This window comes from Herbaspirillum aquaticum, assembly GCF_002213425.1.
Lineage (GTDB): Bacteria > Pseudomonadota > Gammaproteobacteria > Burkholderiales > Burkholderiaceae_D > Herbaspirillum > Herbaspirillum aquaticum.
In genome coordinates this window covers 228,190-241,705 of the sequence record NZ_NJGV01000008.1, presented here as the reverse complement: position 1 = coordinate 241,705, position 13,516 = coordinate 228,190, and the positions used below count along the sequence as shown (strand labels likewise).

13 protein-coding genes are annotated in these 13,516 nt (G+C 62.0%); 1 reads left to right on the top strand and 12 read right to left on the bottom strand.

Annotation, left to right across the window (positions count from 1 at the left end):
- Window positions 1-5 precede the first annotated feature (5 nt).
- The 12 genes from CEJ45_RS11145 to CEJ45_RS11085 all read right to left on the bottom strand — a co-directional run bounded on the left by CEJ45_RS11145 (window position 6) and on the right by CEJ45_RS11085 (window position 11,782).
- A complete protein-coding gene (locus CEJ45_RS11145; protein ID WP_088755180.1) occupies window positions 6-1,778 on the bottom strand; it encodes a thiamine pyrophosphate-binding protein in 1,773 nt (590 codons plus the stop codon).
- Complete coding sequence (locus tag CEJ45_RS11140) at window positions 1,775-2,248, bottom strand: 3-hydroxyacyl-ACP dehydratase FabZ family protein (protein ID WP_167386293.1); 474 nt, start codon at window positions 2,246-2,248, stop codon at window positions 1,775-1,777. The genes CEJ45_RS11145 and CEJ45_RS11140 overlap by 4 nt, the downstream gene beginning before the upstream one ends.
- 2 nt (window positions 2,249-2,250) lie before the next feature.
- A complete protein-coding gene (locus CEJ45_RS11135) occupies window positions 2,251-2,484 on the bottom strand; it encodes an acyl carrier protein (RefSeq protein ID WP_088755179.1) in 234 nt (77 codons plus the stop codon).
- A gap of 16 nt (window positions 2,485-2,500) precedes the next feature.
- On the bottom strand, window positions 2,501-3,913 hold the full coding sequence (locus CEJ45_RS11130) for an AMP-binding protein (RefSeq protein WP_088755178.1): 1,413 nt from the start codon (window positions 3,911-3,913) through the stop codon (window positions 2,501-2,503).
- A gap of 125 nt (window positions 3,914-4,038) precedes the next feature.
- Window positions 4,039-5,160: a 3-oxoacyl-ACP synthase III family protein gene (locus CEJ45_RS11125; RefSeq protein WP_088755177.1), complete on the bottom strand. Its 1,122-nt coding sequence runs from the start codon at window positions 5,158-5,160 to the stop codon at window positions 4,039-4,041.
- Window positions 5,161-5,197: 37 nt separating this feature from the next.
- Window positions 5,198-5,833 (bottom strand): acetyltransferase, encoded by a 636-nt coding sequence (locus CEJ45_RS11120; protein WP_088755176.1) that lies wholly within the window; start codon window positions 5,831-5,833, stop codon window positions 5,198-5,200.
- Between the two features lie 2 nt (window positions 5,834-5,835).
- The gene (locus CEJ45_RS11115) at window positions 5,836-6,579 is read right to left on the bottom strand and encodes an SDR family NAD(P)-dependent oxidoreductase (RefSeq protein ID WP_241517325.1); all 744 of its coding nucleotides are present in this window, start codon (window positions 6,577-6,579) and stop codon (window positions 5,836-5,838) included.
- Window positions 6,580-6,584: 5 nt separating this feature from the next.
- A complete protein-coding gene (locus tag CEJ45_RS11110) occupies window positions 6,585-7,622 on the bottom strand; it encodes a ketoacyl-ACP synthase III (protein WP_088755174.1) in 1,038 nt (345 codons plus the stop codon).
- Between the two features lie 2 nt (window positions 7,623-7,624).
- The gene (locus CEJ45_RS11105; RefSeq protein ID WP_088755173.1) at window positions 7,625-7,864 is read right to left on the bottom strand and encodes an acyl carrier protein; all 240 of its coding nucleotides are present in this window, start codon (window positions 7,862-7,864) and stop codon (window positions 7,625-7,627) included.
- Between the two features lie 282 nt (window positions 7,865-8,146).
- On the bottom strand, window positions 8,147-9,220 hold the full coding sequence (rfbG, locus tag CEJ45_RS11100) for a CDP-glucose 4,6-dehydratase (RefSeq protein WP_187697662.1): 1,074 nt from the start codon (window positions 9,218-9,220) through the stop codon (window positions 8,147-8,149).
- A 439-nt stretch (window positions 9,221-9,659) separates the two neighbouring features.
- Window positions 9,660-10,622 carry a tRNA 2-thiocytidine(32) synthetase TtcA gene (gene ttcA / locus CEJ45_RS11090; protein ID WP_206601745.1) on the bottom strand — a complete coding sequence of 321 codons (963 nt, stop codon included), beginning with the start codon at window positions 10,620-10,622 and terminating at the stop codon, window positions 9,660-9,662.
- Window positions 10,623-10,846: 224 nt separating this feature from the next.
- Window positions 10,847-11,782: a LysR family transcriptional regulator gene (locus CEJ45_RS11085; protein ID WP_088755170.1), complete on the bottom strand. Its 936-nt coding sequence runs from the start codon at window positions 11,780-11,782 to the stop codon at window positions 10,847-10,849.
- Between the two features lie 264 nt (window positions 11,783-12,046).
- Here CEJ45_RS11085 and CEJ45_RS11080 point away from each other — a divergent pair, with 264 nt between their 5' ends.
- Window positions 12,047-13,462: a M20 family metallopeptidase gene (locus CEJ45_RS11080; protein WP_088755169.1), complete on the top strand. Its 1,416-nt coding sequence runs from the start codon at window positions 12,047-12,049 to the stop codon at window positions 13,460-13,462.
- The last annotated feature ends 54 nt before the right edge of the window (window positions 13,463-13,516 follow it).

The window sequence follows — 13,516 nt, the reverse complement described above, 5'->3', positions numbered from 1 at the left end:
TCTCCTTATTGGTCAATAGCCGGTACGATCATTTCGGCCAGGAAGGCCTCTCGCTCCAGGAAAGGCCACTGATCTTCCAGCGGACGCCGCACGAACTTGCCGCTGCTGTTTTTCGCATGGGAGACCTCGACATACTCCTGGTCATCCTTGCCCATGATCTCGCACAACACCGGCCCTTGGCTGCTCAATACCTCGCGCAGACCGGCGGCAAGCCCTGTAATGCCGTCAATGCGGACATAGCCGAAATCAAAAAGTGCGGCCACTTTCTCGAAACTTGGTACGGTCACGCCATTGCCTGGATCGGTTCCGATGGTGCGCTTGCGGAACAGTTCTTTTTGCCGACGGCGGATGATGGAATAAACGTTGTTGTTCACCACGATCAGCTTCAACGCGATCTTGTGGGCGCGCAGGGTCTCCAGTTCCTGCATGTTCATCATGAAGGAGCCGTCGCCGACCACTACCACGGTTTGACGCTGCGCATCGGCCACCCCCAGCGCAGCGGGGATGGAAAACCCCATCGCCCCTTGCGACACCGGGTGAATCGCGCGGCGCTTGCTACCGTAGTTCAGCCTCGACGGGAGGATCACCTCGATCAGCCCGGAATCGGTAACGACAATGGCATCGTCGTCGAGCGCATCCGACAAGGCATCGGTCAAGTCATACAGGTCGATACGGTCGGTGGAAGCGAAATACGGTTCGGCCGCGTAAGTTGACTTCCAGCGCGCACAGGTGGCGACCCAGGCGGCGGTGTCCCCGGCAATGCGCTGCGGACCCAGCCGGTCGAACAGCGTACGCAGATCTTGCAGGATCAGGCGATCGATGCGCAGGTCATTCTTGCTGTGCTCGTCGGGATCGATGTCCACGATGATGGTCTTGGCCTGACGCGCGAACTTGCACAGGTCAGTCCCGGTAGTGATGGAAGACAGACGATTGCCGAGGACTACCAGGCAGTCGGCGTTCTGGACCGCAAAAGCACCGGCGCGCGAGCAGCCCATGCTACCCAGCGAACCGACCGACAACGGCTGCGACAGCGGATAGCAGTCCGCCGAACTGGGTGTGTAGACCACGGGAATCCGGTTTGTCTCCGCAAACGCGGCGAACTCGCTGAGCCGGTCCGCCGAGCGCAGTCCGGAGCCAATCAGCAGCACCGGCCGCTGCGCCTGTGCCAGTGCCGCGCGCAGGTAGTCGATATCGGTTTGTGGTGCCAGTACCGGTACCGCCGCGGGCGTATAGCCGGGCAGATCGGAAGGCTCTATCTGGGCGCTTTGCAGGTCCAGAGGGATGTCCAGCCACACCGGCCCTTTCTTGCCCTCGCTGGCCAGGTAGAGCGCTTCTTCCAGATGTCGACGGATGTCGCGTGCATCGGTGAGCGTCACCGCATACTTGGTGATGGACTTGACGATCTCCACGATATTGGCTTCCTGCTGGCCATACGTGCGCAGTTTATGTCCCGTGTAGTACGTGGTTTCCTTCAGAACGTTCTGTCCCGAAACGAAGATCACCGGCAAACCATCCTGGTAGGCGCTCAGCACCCCGGTGACGGCATTGGTCGACGCGCAGCCGGTCGAGACCAGGCAAACGGCCGGCGCGTTGTGAAGCTGGGCACGCGCCGTGGCAGCATAGGCGCCGGCCTGCTCGTGATGCACGCACACCGGACGCAGCCGTTCGCACTTGGCTACGGCATCGGTGAGGAACAGCGCGCCGCGACCGGTGACCATGAATACCGTATCGACGCCATGGTCGGCCAGCGTTTCGAATACGTAGTCCGCCAGCCTCATGCCGCACCCTTGGGCTTGAACTGGTCCAGGATGTCAGGAATCGCCACGACGAAGTCAGCAGAGCAGGCCGGCGCATCACCGACGAAGCTTGCTGCGCTGCCGGTCGCGATGCCACGGCGCAAGGACTTCAGCGTGGCGTGGATGGTCAGCGTATCACCGGGAACGATCTTGCGCTTGAACTTGACGTTGTCGATGCTCAGGAAGTTGGTTTTCTTGCCCCGTAGCTCCTCCTTCGACAGGAAGCTCATGATGAAGGTCTGTACCAGCGACTCTACCTGGATGAAGCCCGGAACGTTGGGTTCATCGTCGAAGTGCGCAGGGAAGAACCACTCGTTGTAGCTGAAGCACTTCAAGCCCGACGCCCTCTCGCCGGGAATCACGTCAAATACGCGATCGACGAACAGCAGCGGATGCCGGTTGCGCTGGCACGCCTTGATGCCGTTGATGTCGAATTCCAGCGGGAGGCTCATGATCAGATCGCCACGCTGTACTTGGACAGGATCGTGATTCCCTTCTTGAAGCTGGAGAAATCGATGATGTCGTCCACGTCCAGCTCGATGCCGAAGCTGTCTTCCAGTGCGGCCATGAGCTGCATGTGACCGACGCTGTCCCATTCCGGGATGTCCTGATAGTTCAGTTGTTCGACGTCGCCGTCGTACTGGAATGCTTCTTTGAAAATGCTCTGGTATTTTTCGAGGTTATTCATTTGCTTCTCCATGGCCTTACAAGCTGGTTGATGAATACAGGGCTGTGTAATCGATCTTTCCGTTGCCCAAGCGAGGAATCTCGGTGATCGCCTCGCAGTGGATCGCGCTGCGGTGCAGCCCCAGTTGACGTGTGACGAATGCCAGCAGCGCCTGCACATCGCAGGCGCCAACAAAGGCGATGCACAAGCGGTCGTCCTGGCCGTGGCAGACGAAGTCACAATCCGGGTGGGCGCTCTGCAGCAAGGCTTCCACCTCGTCGAACGAGACGCGATTACCAAAAACCTTCACGAAGCGCTTGAGGCGACCGCTGATGTAATAGCAGCCCTCCTCGTCGCGATAGGCGACATCACCGGTCGACAGTCGGCCGCCCCAGTCATCGCCGCGCACCAGGTCCGCCGCACCGGTCGCGTACCCGAGTGCCACATTTGGACCGTAATAGACCAGTTCACCCGGTACGTGCGGCGCCGTGATCAGCTTGCCATCCACGTCGATCAGTTCGAAGCGGCCGCCGGGAATGGCATCGCCGATGCTCTGCGGTTTGTGCGCCAGCCAGGCCGCCGGCAGATAGGCCATGCGCGGACCGGCTTCGGTCTGGCCGTACATGACGATGCAGGGCCAGGCTTTTTCCGTCGACAGCCGCTGCAGATAGGTCAGGCCCGAGGCGCTCATCTTGCCGCCAGCCTGAGTCAGGTAACGCAAGGCCGGCAAATCGAAGCGCTCGAACTTGATGCGCTTGAGCATATCGTAGGTGTAGGGCACTCCGGACAACGAGGTGACCTTGCGCTGCTGCATCAGGTCCCAGAACTGGCGATTGAGCGGCGTCAGCGCAGTGACCTGGATCGACGCACCTGCCAGCAGATGGGTGTGGATGATCGACAGGCCGAAAGAATAGCTGAACGGCAAGCTGGTCACCGCCACATCCTCTGCCCGGATATCGAGATAGGTGCAGATGGACGCCGCATTCGCCAAAAGATTGGCCCGGCTCAGGCGCACCAGCTTGCTGCTCCCGGTCGAACCCGAGGTGGTCAGCAGCAGTTGCAGGCTTGCATCGAGCAACGGCGGCGCCTCCGCGTGCGCCAGTTTGAGCAGCACATAATGGCCCGAGCGATAGACCGGCGTGGCCCCCGGCCACTCTGCGCTGCGCGCTTCTGCCAGCCACACATAGCCCGGCCGGTAGAGAGCTGCCATGGCCTGCACCGTCGGTGCTTGCAGACTGGCCTCGATGAGCAGCGGCACCTGGTCATGCACGACCAGGGAGATATAGCCCAGCAGAGAGGGCAGGCTGTTTTCGCACAGACACAACACCAGATGGCGGCCCGGCAGCACCGCCCGCATGCGCTCGGTCTCGCGCTGCACCTCAGCGTAAGTGTAGGCCTGGCCGTCGCCTTCAAGACAAGGTTGGCTGCCGAATTGGATTAGATCAAACATAGCTCATGTTACCACCGCCCCCTGGGGCTGGCGAGCCAGCGGCGGGCGCGTCGGACGCTCCCGGCGGCGGCTGCAGCGTCATGCCAAGCCCTGCTGCGGCGGCTCCGATGTGGGGAAAAGTGACCTCAGAGATTAACCAGGCTGCCCGTTTCGTTATGAAGGTTATCGATGTTGTCCTCGAAGTGGCTGGTGCAGGTGCGCACCTTGAAGACGCGCGTATCGCGCAGGCGAAGCACGCCCACCCCGAGCGAGAGGCCGATACCGAAACCGCACACGGAAATCTGCTCATGGGCCATGCCGTCGGCATCGCGGGCATACCAGTCGCAGATGGTCAAGGGAATGGTGGCAGCGCCGGTGTTGCCGTAGCGGTCAATGCTCACCGGCATTTTCTCTTCGGTGATTCCCACACGCTTGGCGACATTCTTCATGATGAAGATATTGGCCTGATGCAGGAAGTGACGATCCACAAGGTCATAATCGATACCGAAATCAGTCTTGAAGTCACGCACCAGCCTGGGTACCTCGGTGATCGAGAAGCGGAATACCTCGGCGCCATTCATGTAACCGTCGTAATCGCTGCGCAGTACATCCGGTTCGCGCAAGGTCCGCGCCACCTCGCCATGCCGGTGGCGATAGCCGCCATAGGGTACGATCAGCGCACGATAGCCAGAGCCCATCGTGCGCAGTTTGAAACAGGCCTGATCGGATGTCGTCGTGTCCTTGTCGATCAGAATAGCCGAGCCGGCGTCGCAGGACAGCATGACCAGGCCGCGGTCGTCCGGCGAGCAATGCTTGCTCACCGTGTCACCACACAGCAGCAGCACACGGTCCATCCCGCTGTTGCTGAGGTAGGACAGTGCGGCGTTGAGTCCGTAGACAAATCCCGAGCACGCCAGATTGATGTCATGCGCCAGGCAGTCCACCGACAGGCCTAGCCGCTCCTGCAGCACGCACGCAGTCGATGGCGCGATGTAATCCGGCGTCTGGCTCACGAAGAGCAGCGCGTCGATTGAATCACGCGCAATGCCCAGCTCTTCAATGATGGTGTTGGCCGCGTGTTCGCACAGATCCGAGGTGGTGGTCTTGTCATCGGCAACATAGCCTTGCAGCACGCCGACGTTCTTGATGATCTTCTCCACGTAGGCGGCGCCATATTTCTCGGCGAACGCATGGCTGGAACGCAGTGCCGGCGGCACGCTGCTGGCAATCGCCGTGATCCGGTATTGCGAGAATGTCAGATTGGCCATGATGGAGCGCCCATTCAGTTCGGCACAAGCATGCCGCTCAAGTTGAAATGATCCGGGCCGGATTGCCGAACACCGTCACGTCCGGTGGTACATCCTTGACCACCACCGATCCAATTCCGATGGTCGCACCGGCGCCGATATGCACCCCCTTGGCGATCACTGCGCGCGGATGCACCGTGACACTGTCCCCGATGTGCACGCCGCCGGCAACGAAGCTCATCGCGCCAATCATGCAGTGACTGCCGATCACCACATCATGGCCGATGAGGGTGGCGGTATCGAGGAAGGCAAACGCGTCGATGCGGCTATCGGTTCCCACCTCGACACCGGGCATCATGAAGACGCCCTCGCCGAGTTCGGTACGTGCCCCCACTATGGCGCGCTCGACATAGCGCAGAAAGGCGGCGCCTTGAGCCTGCAGGGGATCGAGCAACTGCTTGCGCAAGGCCGGTGCGCCAACAGCGGAGACGAACAGCTGACCCGGCTGTATCTGATAATCCAGGGGATTGCCGAGCAACGGACAATCCAGTCCGGGTGGTAGCGCCGGATCGGGACGGGTATCGAGGAAGCCGACGATGTCGGCGCGCTGGCGCAGGGCAGCGTCCCGGGATAACCAGTCGTGCAGGATGCGGCCAAGACCGCCTGCGCCGACAATCACAAGTTGGTCCGACATGATCAGCGTACGGTGTGGCCGCCATCGATCACCAGGGAAGTCCCGGTGATCCAGCGACTGGCCTGCGAGAGCAGAAAGATGGCAGCGTTGGCGACATCTTCCGGCTGCCCGATGCCCAGCGGGTAGCGCAGCGCCGTGCCGTCGACCGCATCGGCCATGTGATCGCGGCCGCGCTGGAGCATGGGGGTTTCGACGAAGCCGGGAGCGATGCAGTTCACGCGGATCTTGCGTTTGGCGACTTCCATGGCCAGGCAACGCGCCATGCTTTCAAGCGCGGCCTTGCTGCCGCTGTACGCGGCGATTCCGGGCACACCGATGGCATTGGCCGAGATCGAAGTGATGAATACGATCGCCCCTTCACTATTGATGGCATTGCGCAACAACAGCTGACGCGTCAGCAGCATCGGCCCCACGCTGTTGATGCGCATCATGCCCTCGACATGATCGCGTGTGGCCTGGCGCACAGGCACTGACATTGCCACGCCAGCGCAATGGACGACGCCATCGATCCGGCCGGTTTGCTGTGCCAGTTGCGCGATGCTGTCATCATCGATCAGGTCGCAGGCGAACTGATCGTGGCAACCGCCACCCAGTTCCTCCAGCACTGCCTGCAGCCGCGGCTGGTCGCGTCCGCTCAATATGATGGTCGCGCCTGCCTGTGCGCAACTGAGCGCAACCTGGCGGCCTATGCCCGACGAGGCGCCCGTCACCAGAACACGTTTGCCCACCAGGGAGAATTGATCCAAGGCGCTCATGATTCGACGATGGCCGGGAAGTGTGCCGAGTCGACCTCGACGATCGCGCTCCCCCAGGACAAGCCCACGCCGAATCCGCACAAGAGGAGGCGGTGTCTGGTCATGTTCAGGCTGGCCTGCAGTCGCGCCGAGATCGTCACCGGAAGGGAGGCGCCGTTGGTATTGCCGAAGTCGGCCAGCGAGCTCGGTGTTTTCTCCACCGGCAAGCCCAGCTTCTTGCGGATGGTTTCATTGATCATGCGATTGGCCTGGTGCAGCACGAAATAATCGACGGCGTCTTTATCGAGTTTGGCGTAAGCCAGCAGCTGCTCGATGGCTGGCGGAATGCGCTGCGTTGCAAAGCTCAGTACTGCCGCGCCATCCAGCACCGGTTCCAGCGGCGAGCGCTCAAAGCCGTTCTCGTCGCGATAACCGACCAGGTGTCGCAGCTGCACCGGCTCGCGATGGCCGCCTACCGGCGTCATCAGCACCTTGTGGCCGCTGCCGTCGCTGTTGAGATCGAAGTACATGGGCGGCGCATCGGCATCGTATTCCAGCGCAGTGGCCGTTCCGGCGTCGGAAAACAGCGGATCACGCAGCGAACCACCCCGGTCGCCCACCAGAAGAAGGCCTTTCTTGACCGCCCCTGAAGCGATCATGCTGCCCAGGATGTGCAGGCCGAACGGATAACCGGAGCATCCCAGGTTGACGTCGAAGGCGATGGTCGTTTGTTGCAGGCCGAGGCGGTCCTGCAAGATGATGGCCGTGGCCGGCGTGATGTAGTCAGGCGACTGCGTGACCACGATCAGGGCGTCGATCTGTTCCCGTGACCAGGCCAGATCCGCCAACAAGGCCTCGGCCGCATCGAAGGCGAGGTCCGAAAAGCACTGCCATTGCGCGCACAGACGGCGCTGCCGGATACCGATGTTGCGCACCAGGCGCTCGCGTTCCGAGCGCAGGTGCGGAGGTGCGTCGTCAATGTTGTCGACCACGCGCCCGGGCACGCAGGTCGCCATGCCCGCGAAGCGCACCTTGTGCAGAGTGGATTGCCCCATGCCTAGCCGAGCAGTGCGTACAGATCGCGAATTGTGGCGGCCTTCTTGATATCGGTGCCCGAGATGTTCTTGCCATATTCCGAATCGAACATGACGATCACCCCGAGGGCCGCCAGCGAATCCCATTCTGGCAAGCTCTGCAGCACGGTATCGGCCGTCAACTCCACCGATTCCTGGAAATCGACAGCAAGCTGGAGTTGCTGGATAAATTGCTCAATGGTTGGCTGATCGTTCAGTGACATGACTCCACCTTATGTTGTTGGCTGCTCTTGCCTGTAGGCAGGGATGACGTCTGCTTTCCACGTCCCGGCCAGGCTGCCGGAAACAGGCATGCATAATAGTGTACGTGGATTTGTCGGGCCGGGTGGCAGGATTACAGGGGATTTTCCGGTCCACCTTTTTTGATGGCGCGACTTCGCCGACGGCGCTGCCAGCAGTGCGTACGGTGGCTCGCTTCGGTGACAAGGCCGGTCAGGTCGGGCTGCCTTCTCGCTCTGCAAGCGCTGTTCGGGGCGATTCCGCCACTACGTCAGGCTCTGGTAAAAGGCAATCTGGTTCTCGGAGAGCGCGCGCAGGTCCTCATTGTTCACATAGCCGGCATACCATTGCGCGGTCAGCTCAAGAGCCGTGTAGAGCTCCATCCTCGGGATCCAGTCCAGCCGCTGACGTGCCTTGGAAATATCCAGCCGCAGCACCGCCTGTTGCTGGTCGTCCGGTTCGGGTTCGAGCCGCACTTCGATGGGTTCCACATCGTTCTTCTGCAACGAGTGGTTGAAGGTGGCGCAGATCTGGGCCACGGTTTGCAGGTCGGTGTCGGCTGGCCCGAAATTCCAGGCTTCGGCATACGCACTGCCGTGCTCGTAGAGCAGCTTTCCGATCTGCAGATAGCCCGACAGGGGTTCCAGCACGAATTGCCAAGGGCGCACGGCGCGGGGTTGGCGGATGACGACGGGCTCTTCTTTTTCCAGGGCGCGGATGAAGTCGGGCAGCAGGCGCTCCGGGGAGAAGTCGCCACCGCCGATGACATTGCCGGTCCGTACCGACGCTACACCCACCCGACTATTCTTTTCGTCCGAAAAATAGGAGCGCCGATAGGCGGCCGTGACCAGTTCGGCCGCTCCCTTGCTGCTGCTGAAGGGATCACGTCCACCCATGGGATCGTCTTCACGGTAGCCCCATAGCCACTCCCGATTCTCGTAACATTTGTTGCTGGTGGCGATTACTACCCCCCGCACGCTCGGCGTATGTCGCACTGCCTCCAGCAGATGGGCGGTGCCCATCATGTTGGTGGCGAACGTATCGAGAGGATTAAGAAAGGCCTGGCTGATCTGTGGCTGCCCGGCCAGATGGAAAACCACATCGGGTTGCACCGCCGCCAGCGTCTCGGCCAGGTGGCGCGGATCGCGCACATCGCCGGTGGTGGTCTGCACGCAGTTGTGCAGGCGCGCCAGGTGGAACAGGCTGGGATTGGTCGGCGCCGGCAGGGCATAGCCGCTCACGCGCGCCCCCATCAGGTGCAGCCAGAGCGTCAGCCAGCTCCCCTTGAAGCCGGTATGACCGGTGATGAAAACGCGCTTGTCGCGCCAAAAGTTAGCCATCAGGCAGCCTCATACACGTATGGCAGAGAGTCGTTCGGGTGCAGAGGCGTGATGGCGGCAAGCCAATCAGTCACGCGGATGGCGAAACCACGCAGCCCGGCCATCGTGCTGGCCAGGACCACGTTTCCCTGCGAAACCACGACTGCATGGTTGTGTTTTTTCTTCCCTGGCAATGCAGCCTTGCGGCAATACATTGCGATGGGACAGATTAGAACATGCGTGTTTTCTGCTTCAAGCGTGGAAGAGGAGGGTTTTTGATGCTCATTCCCCGACTATAGCCGGATGACAACAAAAATTTACTTTTGCATCATCCAGCAGGAACCGGGCATGGGCGGGAAAGCCGCGCCACAGGGGCGTTTCCTGCTGATGAGGTGGAACGCAGTGTCTCGTTGGACTAAGTTTTTGCGGAACGGCATGAGCCGTCCCGTATCGTGTGTTGTCAGACGAGGTTGATCACCGACTGGCCCTGGTCCAGTTTGTCGTCGCGGTCGAAGAGGGTATCGCCGTGGGCTTCCTTGCCCGCCCCGGCGGTGAACCGGGTGAAATCGAACAGGCTGCGGTCCAGCATGTGAGAGGGCGTGATGTTGGCCATGGCGGTGAACATGCTCTTGATCCACAGGGGATTGGTCTTCTCCCACTGGTTGAGCATCTCGCGCATGGCCTGGCGCTGCAGGTTGGGCTGCGAGCCGCACAGGTTGCAGGGGATGATGGGGAATTCCATGGCCGCCGCATATTTCTTGATGTCCGGCTCGCGCACGTAGGCCAGCGGACGGATCACCACGTTCTCGCCATCGTCGGCGATCAGCTTGGGCGGCATGGTCTTGATCTTGCCGCCGTAGAACATGTTGAGCATGAAGGTGTGCAGGATGTCATCGCGGTGGTGGCCCAGCGCGATCTTGGTCGCACCCAGCTCCTTGGCCACGCGATACAGGATGCCGCGGCGCAGGCGCGAGCACAGCGAGCAGGTGGTTTTGCCGGGGGCGATCTTTTCCTTGACGATGCTGTAGGTGTCTTCCTCGACGATGCGATAGGGCACGCCGATGCGCTCGAAGTATTGCGGCAGGATGTGCTCGGGGAAGCCCGGCTGCTTCTGGTCCAGGTTCACGGCAATGATCTCGAACTTCACCGGTGCCACTGTCTGCAGGTAGCGCAGCGTGTCCAGCATGGTGTAGCTGTCGGCACCGCCCGACATGCAGGCCATGATGACGTCGCCGTCGCGGATCATGTCGAAGTCGGCGATGGCGCGGCCGGTCAGGCGGCGGATGTTCTTTTCCAGCAGCTCGAAGCGGCGCGAACCGCGCGCGGTCACTTCGGGCTGGCCGCGTTCTTCCTGCTCCTGGGCGGAGGAAGCATCGAGGTCGGCAAGGTCGGACAGTTGCACTGCAGTGGCAATGTCGTTCATGGGATATTCCTTCAATCGGTAGGCTGTTGCTGCCGGACGAGCAATGTTGCCGCTCATCCATGTCCGGAAGGGATAGGGGCGGAAGGCTGCGTGCGGGCGGAGGACCGGCATTTTCTCATGCAGCGCCGGATCCTGCCATTTCTGCGTGGCTTGCTGCGGGGCAAGCGTCGCATGGATGCCTCATCCGGGCCGTCTTGTGGTCCTTTTACGGGGTGTCCATTGCCTCATTTGTCGGCCTGCAGCGCCCCCAGTTCGTGCCGTGTACGGATCTGGCGGATCGCCGCCACCAGGAAATCGATGAAGGCCGCCACCGCCGGCGGCAGCTTGCGCCCGGCCATGGTCTGGACCTGCAGGGTGCGCTGGTGCAGTTCGCTCTCGGCCATCGGCACCAGGGCCATGGCATCTTCCTCGGCGCGTTCCTGCACGGTGAGGAAGCCGCCCAGCGCTACCGTATCCGCCGAGCGGGCGGTGAAGCGGTAGACCGCGCCCAGCGAATGGCTGGTGAAGACCGGTGCGAACAGCAGCCCGCGCATGCCGCAGGCGATGTCGAACAGTTGGCGCACCGTGGAGCCCTGCTCGGGCAGGGCCAGCGGGTAAGGTGAAAGATCGTTCAAGGACAGCAGCTTGCGCGCGGCCAGCGGGTGGTCGCGCCGCATCAATGCGAAGATTGGTCCCGACTCGCGGTAGGCGATGTTGAGGCCCTCCACCGGCCCCAGGCTGTAGGTGACCGAGATGTCGGCCTCGCCATCGATGACCATCTGCGATGCCTTGGCCGCGCCGACCACCTTGAGCTTGAACTGCATGCCCGGATATTGCTCGCGGAAGTGTGCCATCACGTTGGGCAGCAGGTCCCACGCAAAGCCTTCCGAACAGGCCAGCGTGACCACGCTCTGGCCGACGGCGTGCAAGCCTTTCACTTCGGCCATGACCTGTTCCACCTCCAGCAGGTTGCGCCGCGCGAAGGCCATCAGCACTTCGCCGGCGGGCGTGAGCACCATGCCGCGCGCGCGGCGTTCGAAGAGCGGCACGCCGGTTTCTTCTTCCATCTTGGCGATCTGGCGGCTCACTGCCGAGACGGCCACGTGCAGCCGTTCGGCGGCGGCGGTCAGGGAGCCGGTGCGGCCGACCTGGTAGAAATAGCGAAGGGCGGTACTTTGCATGGCGGGAATAACTTTCTGAATTCGGCAATCAATGAGAAAGATCCTTGCAAAGCTGCGCAAGGCCATCATGGTGCATGGGGATCACGGTGCACGAAATGACCGCTTGAATGCGCAATTCATGCACGATTCTTGGGCTGGAATGGGCCGTAAAACACAATAAATCATTTTGCTAATTTGCGAAAGGACCGTTTTAAAAATTGACATTGTTGGAAACCATGTCGGCTCCTAGAATCGTCTCCAATGACAGTTCACCCGGAGTCCTCCATGTCCCGCAGCACCGCCCTTCGCCTGGCCGCCGAATATTTTGACTCGGGCCGTTTCCAGCGTGACCTGCAACGTCGCATCGCGCTGCCGACCGAAAGCCAGAACGCCGCACGTGCCGATGAACTGGCCGCCTACCTGCGCGAAGAGATCGCACCGGCGCTGGCCGCAATGGGCTTCGAGACGCAGCAGATTGCCAACCCGGTGGAAGGCGCACCGCCACTGCTGCTGGCGCGCCGCATCGAATCGGCTGACGCGGTGACGGTGCTCATGTATGGCCACGGCGATGTGGTCAACGGCCAGGAAGGCCGCTGGCAGCAGGACCGTTCGCCCTGGCAGCTGAGCTCGGATGGCGATCGCTGGTATGGTCGCGGCACTGCCGACAACAAGGGCCAGCACAGCATCAACCTGGGAGCGCTGGCCGCCGCCATCGAGGCAGCCGGGGGCAAGCTGGGCTGCAACCTGAAAATGATTTTCGAAATGGGTGAGGAAGTGGGTTCGCCCGGTCTCTACGAGGCTTGCCGCGATCACGCCGATTACCTGGAGGCCGACCTGTTCCTGGCCTCGGATGGCCCGCGCCTGGCGGCGTCCAGCCCGACGCTGTTTCTCGGCTCGCGCGGGGCGCTGCAGTTCAAGCTGGTGCTCGATACCGGCAACGGCGCGCACCATGCCGGCAACTGGGGTGGCGTGCTGCGCAATCCTGCCACGGTGCTGGCCAATGCAGCGGCCTCGCTGGTGGATGGTCGCGGCGTGATCCGCGTGCCGGGTATGCGTCCGCGTAACGTGAGCGAACGGGTGCGTGCCCTGGTACGCGACTTTGCGGTGGGCAGCGATGCCGGTGATCCGGAGCTCGATGCACAGTGGGGCGAGCCCGGCCTGAGCGCCGGTGAGCGTCTGTTCGCCTGGAATACGCTGGAGCTGATCGCCTTCGAGGCCGGCAATGCGCAGCGTCCGGTGGGGGCGATTCCGGCACGGGCACAGGCGGTGTTCCAGCTGCGCTTCGTGGTCGGTACGGTGTGGGAAGACGTGCAGCAGAGCCTGCGCCGCCATCTCGATGAACACGGCTATGCCGATGTGCAGATCGAGATCCAGGCCGCCGCGCCCGCTACGCGCCTGGATCCCGACGATGCCTGGGTGCGCCTGGCCACCGATTCCCTGCAGGAGACCGGCGGCAAGCCCGTGACCATCCTGCCCAACCTGGGCGGCACCATCCCCAATCACTGCTTCTCGGAAGCACTGGGCCTGCCCACGCTGTGGATGCCGCATTCCTATCCGTCCTGCTCGCAGCATGCGCCGGACGAACACCTGCTCGCACCGGTGGCGCGCGAAGGCCTGCAGCTGATGGCGGGCCTGCTGTGGGATATCGGCCAGCAGGGACGGCAGGTGCGCCAGCAGCGGGCGCAGTCTGCGGTTGCCTGAATCCCCCCTTTTTTCATTTCATCTTCACGAACGCAAGCCAGCGCAGTCCATCTT

Bases quoted from the DNA above. Each gene is read 5' to 3' on its own strand.
- CEJ45_RS11145 (WP_088755180.1), bottom strand. From the start codon at position 1,778: ATGAGGCTGGCGGACTACGTATTCGAAACGCTGGCCGACCATGGCGTC.
- CEJ45_RS11140 (WP_167386293.1), bottom strand. From the start codon at position 2,248: ATGAGCCTCCCGCTGGAATTCGACATCAACGGCATCAAGGCGTGCCAG.
- CEJ45_RS11135 (WP_088755179.1), bottom strand. From the start codon at position 2,484: ATGAATAACCTCGAAAAATACCAGAGCATTTTCAAAGAAGCATTCCAG.
- CEJ45_RS11130 (WP_088755178.1), bottom strand. From the start codon at position 3,913: ATGTTTGATCTAATCCAATTCGGCAGCCAACCTTGTCTTGAAGGCGAC.
- CEJ45_RS11125 (WP_088755177.1), bottom strand. From the start codon at position 5,160: ATGGCCAATCTGACATTCTCGCAATACCGGATCACGGCGATTGCCAGC.
- CEJ45_RS11120 (WP_088755176.1), bottom strand. From the start codon at position 5,833: ATGTCGGACCAACTTGTGATTGTCGGCGCAGGCGGTCTTGGCCGCATC.
- CEJ45_RS11110 (WP_088755174.1), bottom strand. From the start codon at position 7,622: ATGGGGCAATCCACTCTGCACAAGGTGCGCTTCGCGGGCATGGCGACC.
- CEJ45_RS11105 (WP_088755173.1), bottom strand. From the start codon at position 7,864: ATGTCACTGAACGATCAGCCAACCATTGAGCAATTTATCCAGCAACTC.
- rfbG (WP_187697662.1), bottom strand. From the start codon at position 9,220: ATGGCTAACTTTTGGCGCGACAAGCGCGTTTTCATCACCGGTCATACC.
- ttcA (WP_206601745.1), bottom strand. From the start codon at position 10,622: ATGAACGACATTGCCACTGCAGTGCAACTGTCCGACCTTGCCGACCTC.
- CEJ45_RS11085 (WP_088755170.1), bottom strand. From the start codon at position 11,782: ATGCAAAGTACCGCCCTTCGCTATTTCTACCAGGTCGGCCGCACCGGC.
- CEJ45_RS11080 (WP_088755169.1), top strand. From the start codon at position 12,047: ATGTCCCGCAGCACCGCCCTTCGCCTGGCCGCCGAATATTTTGACTCG.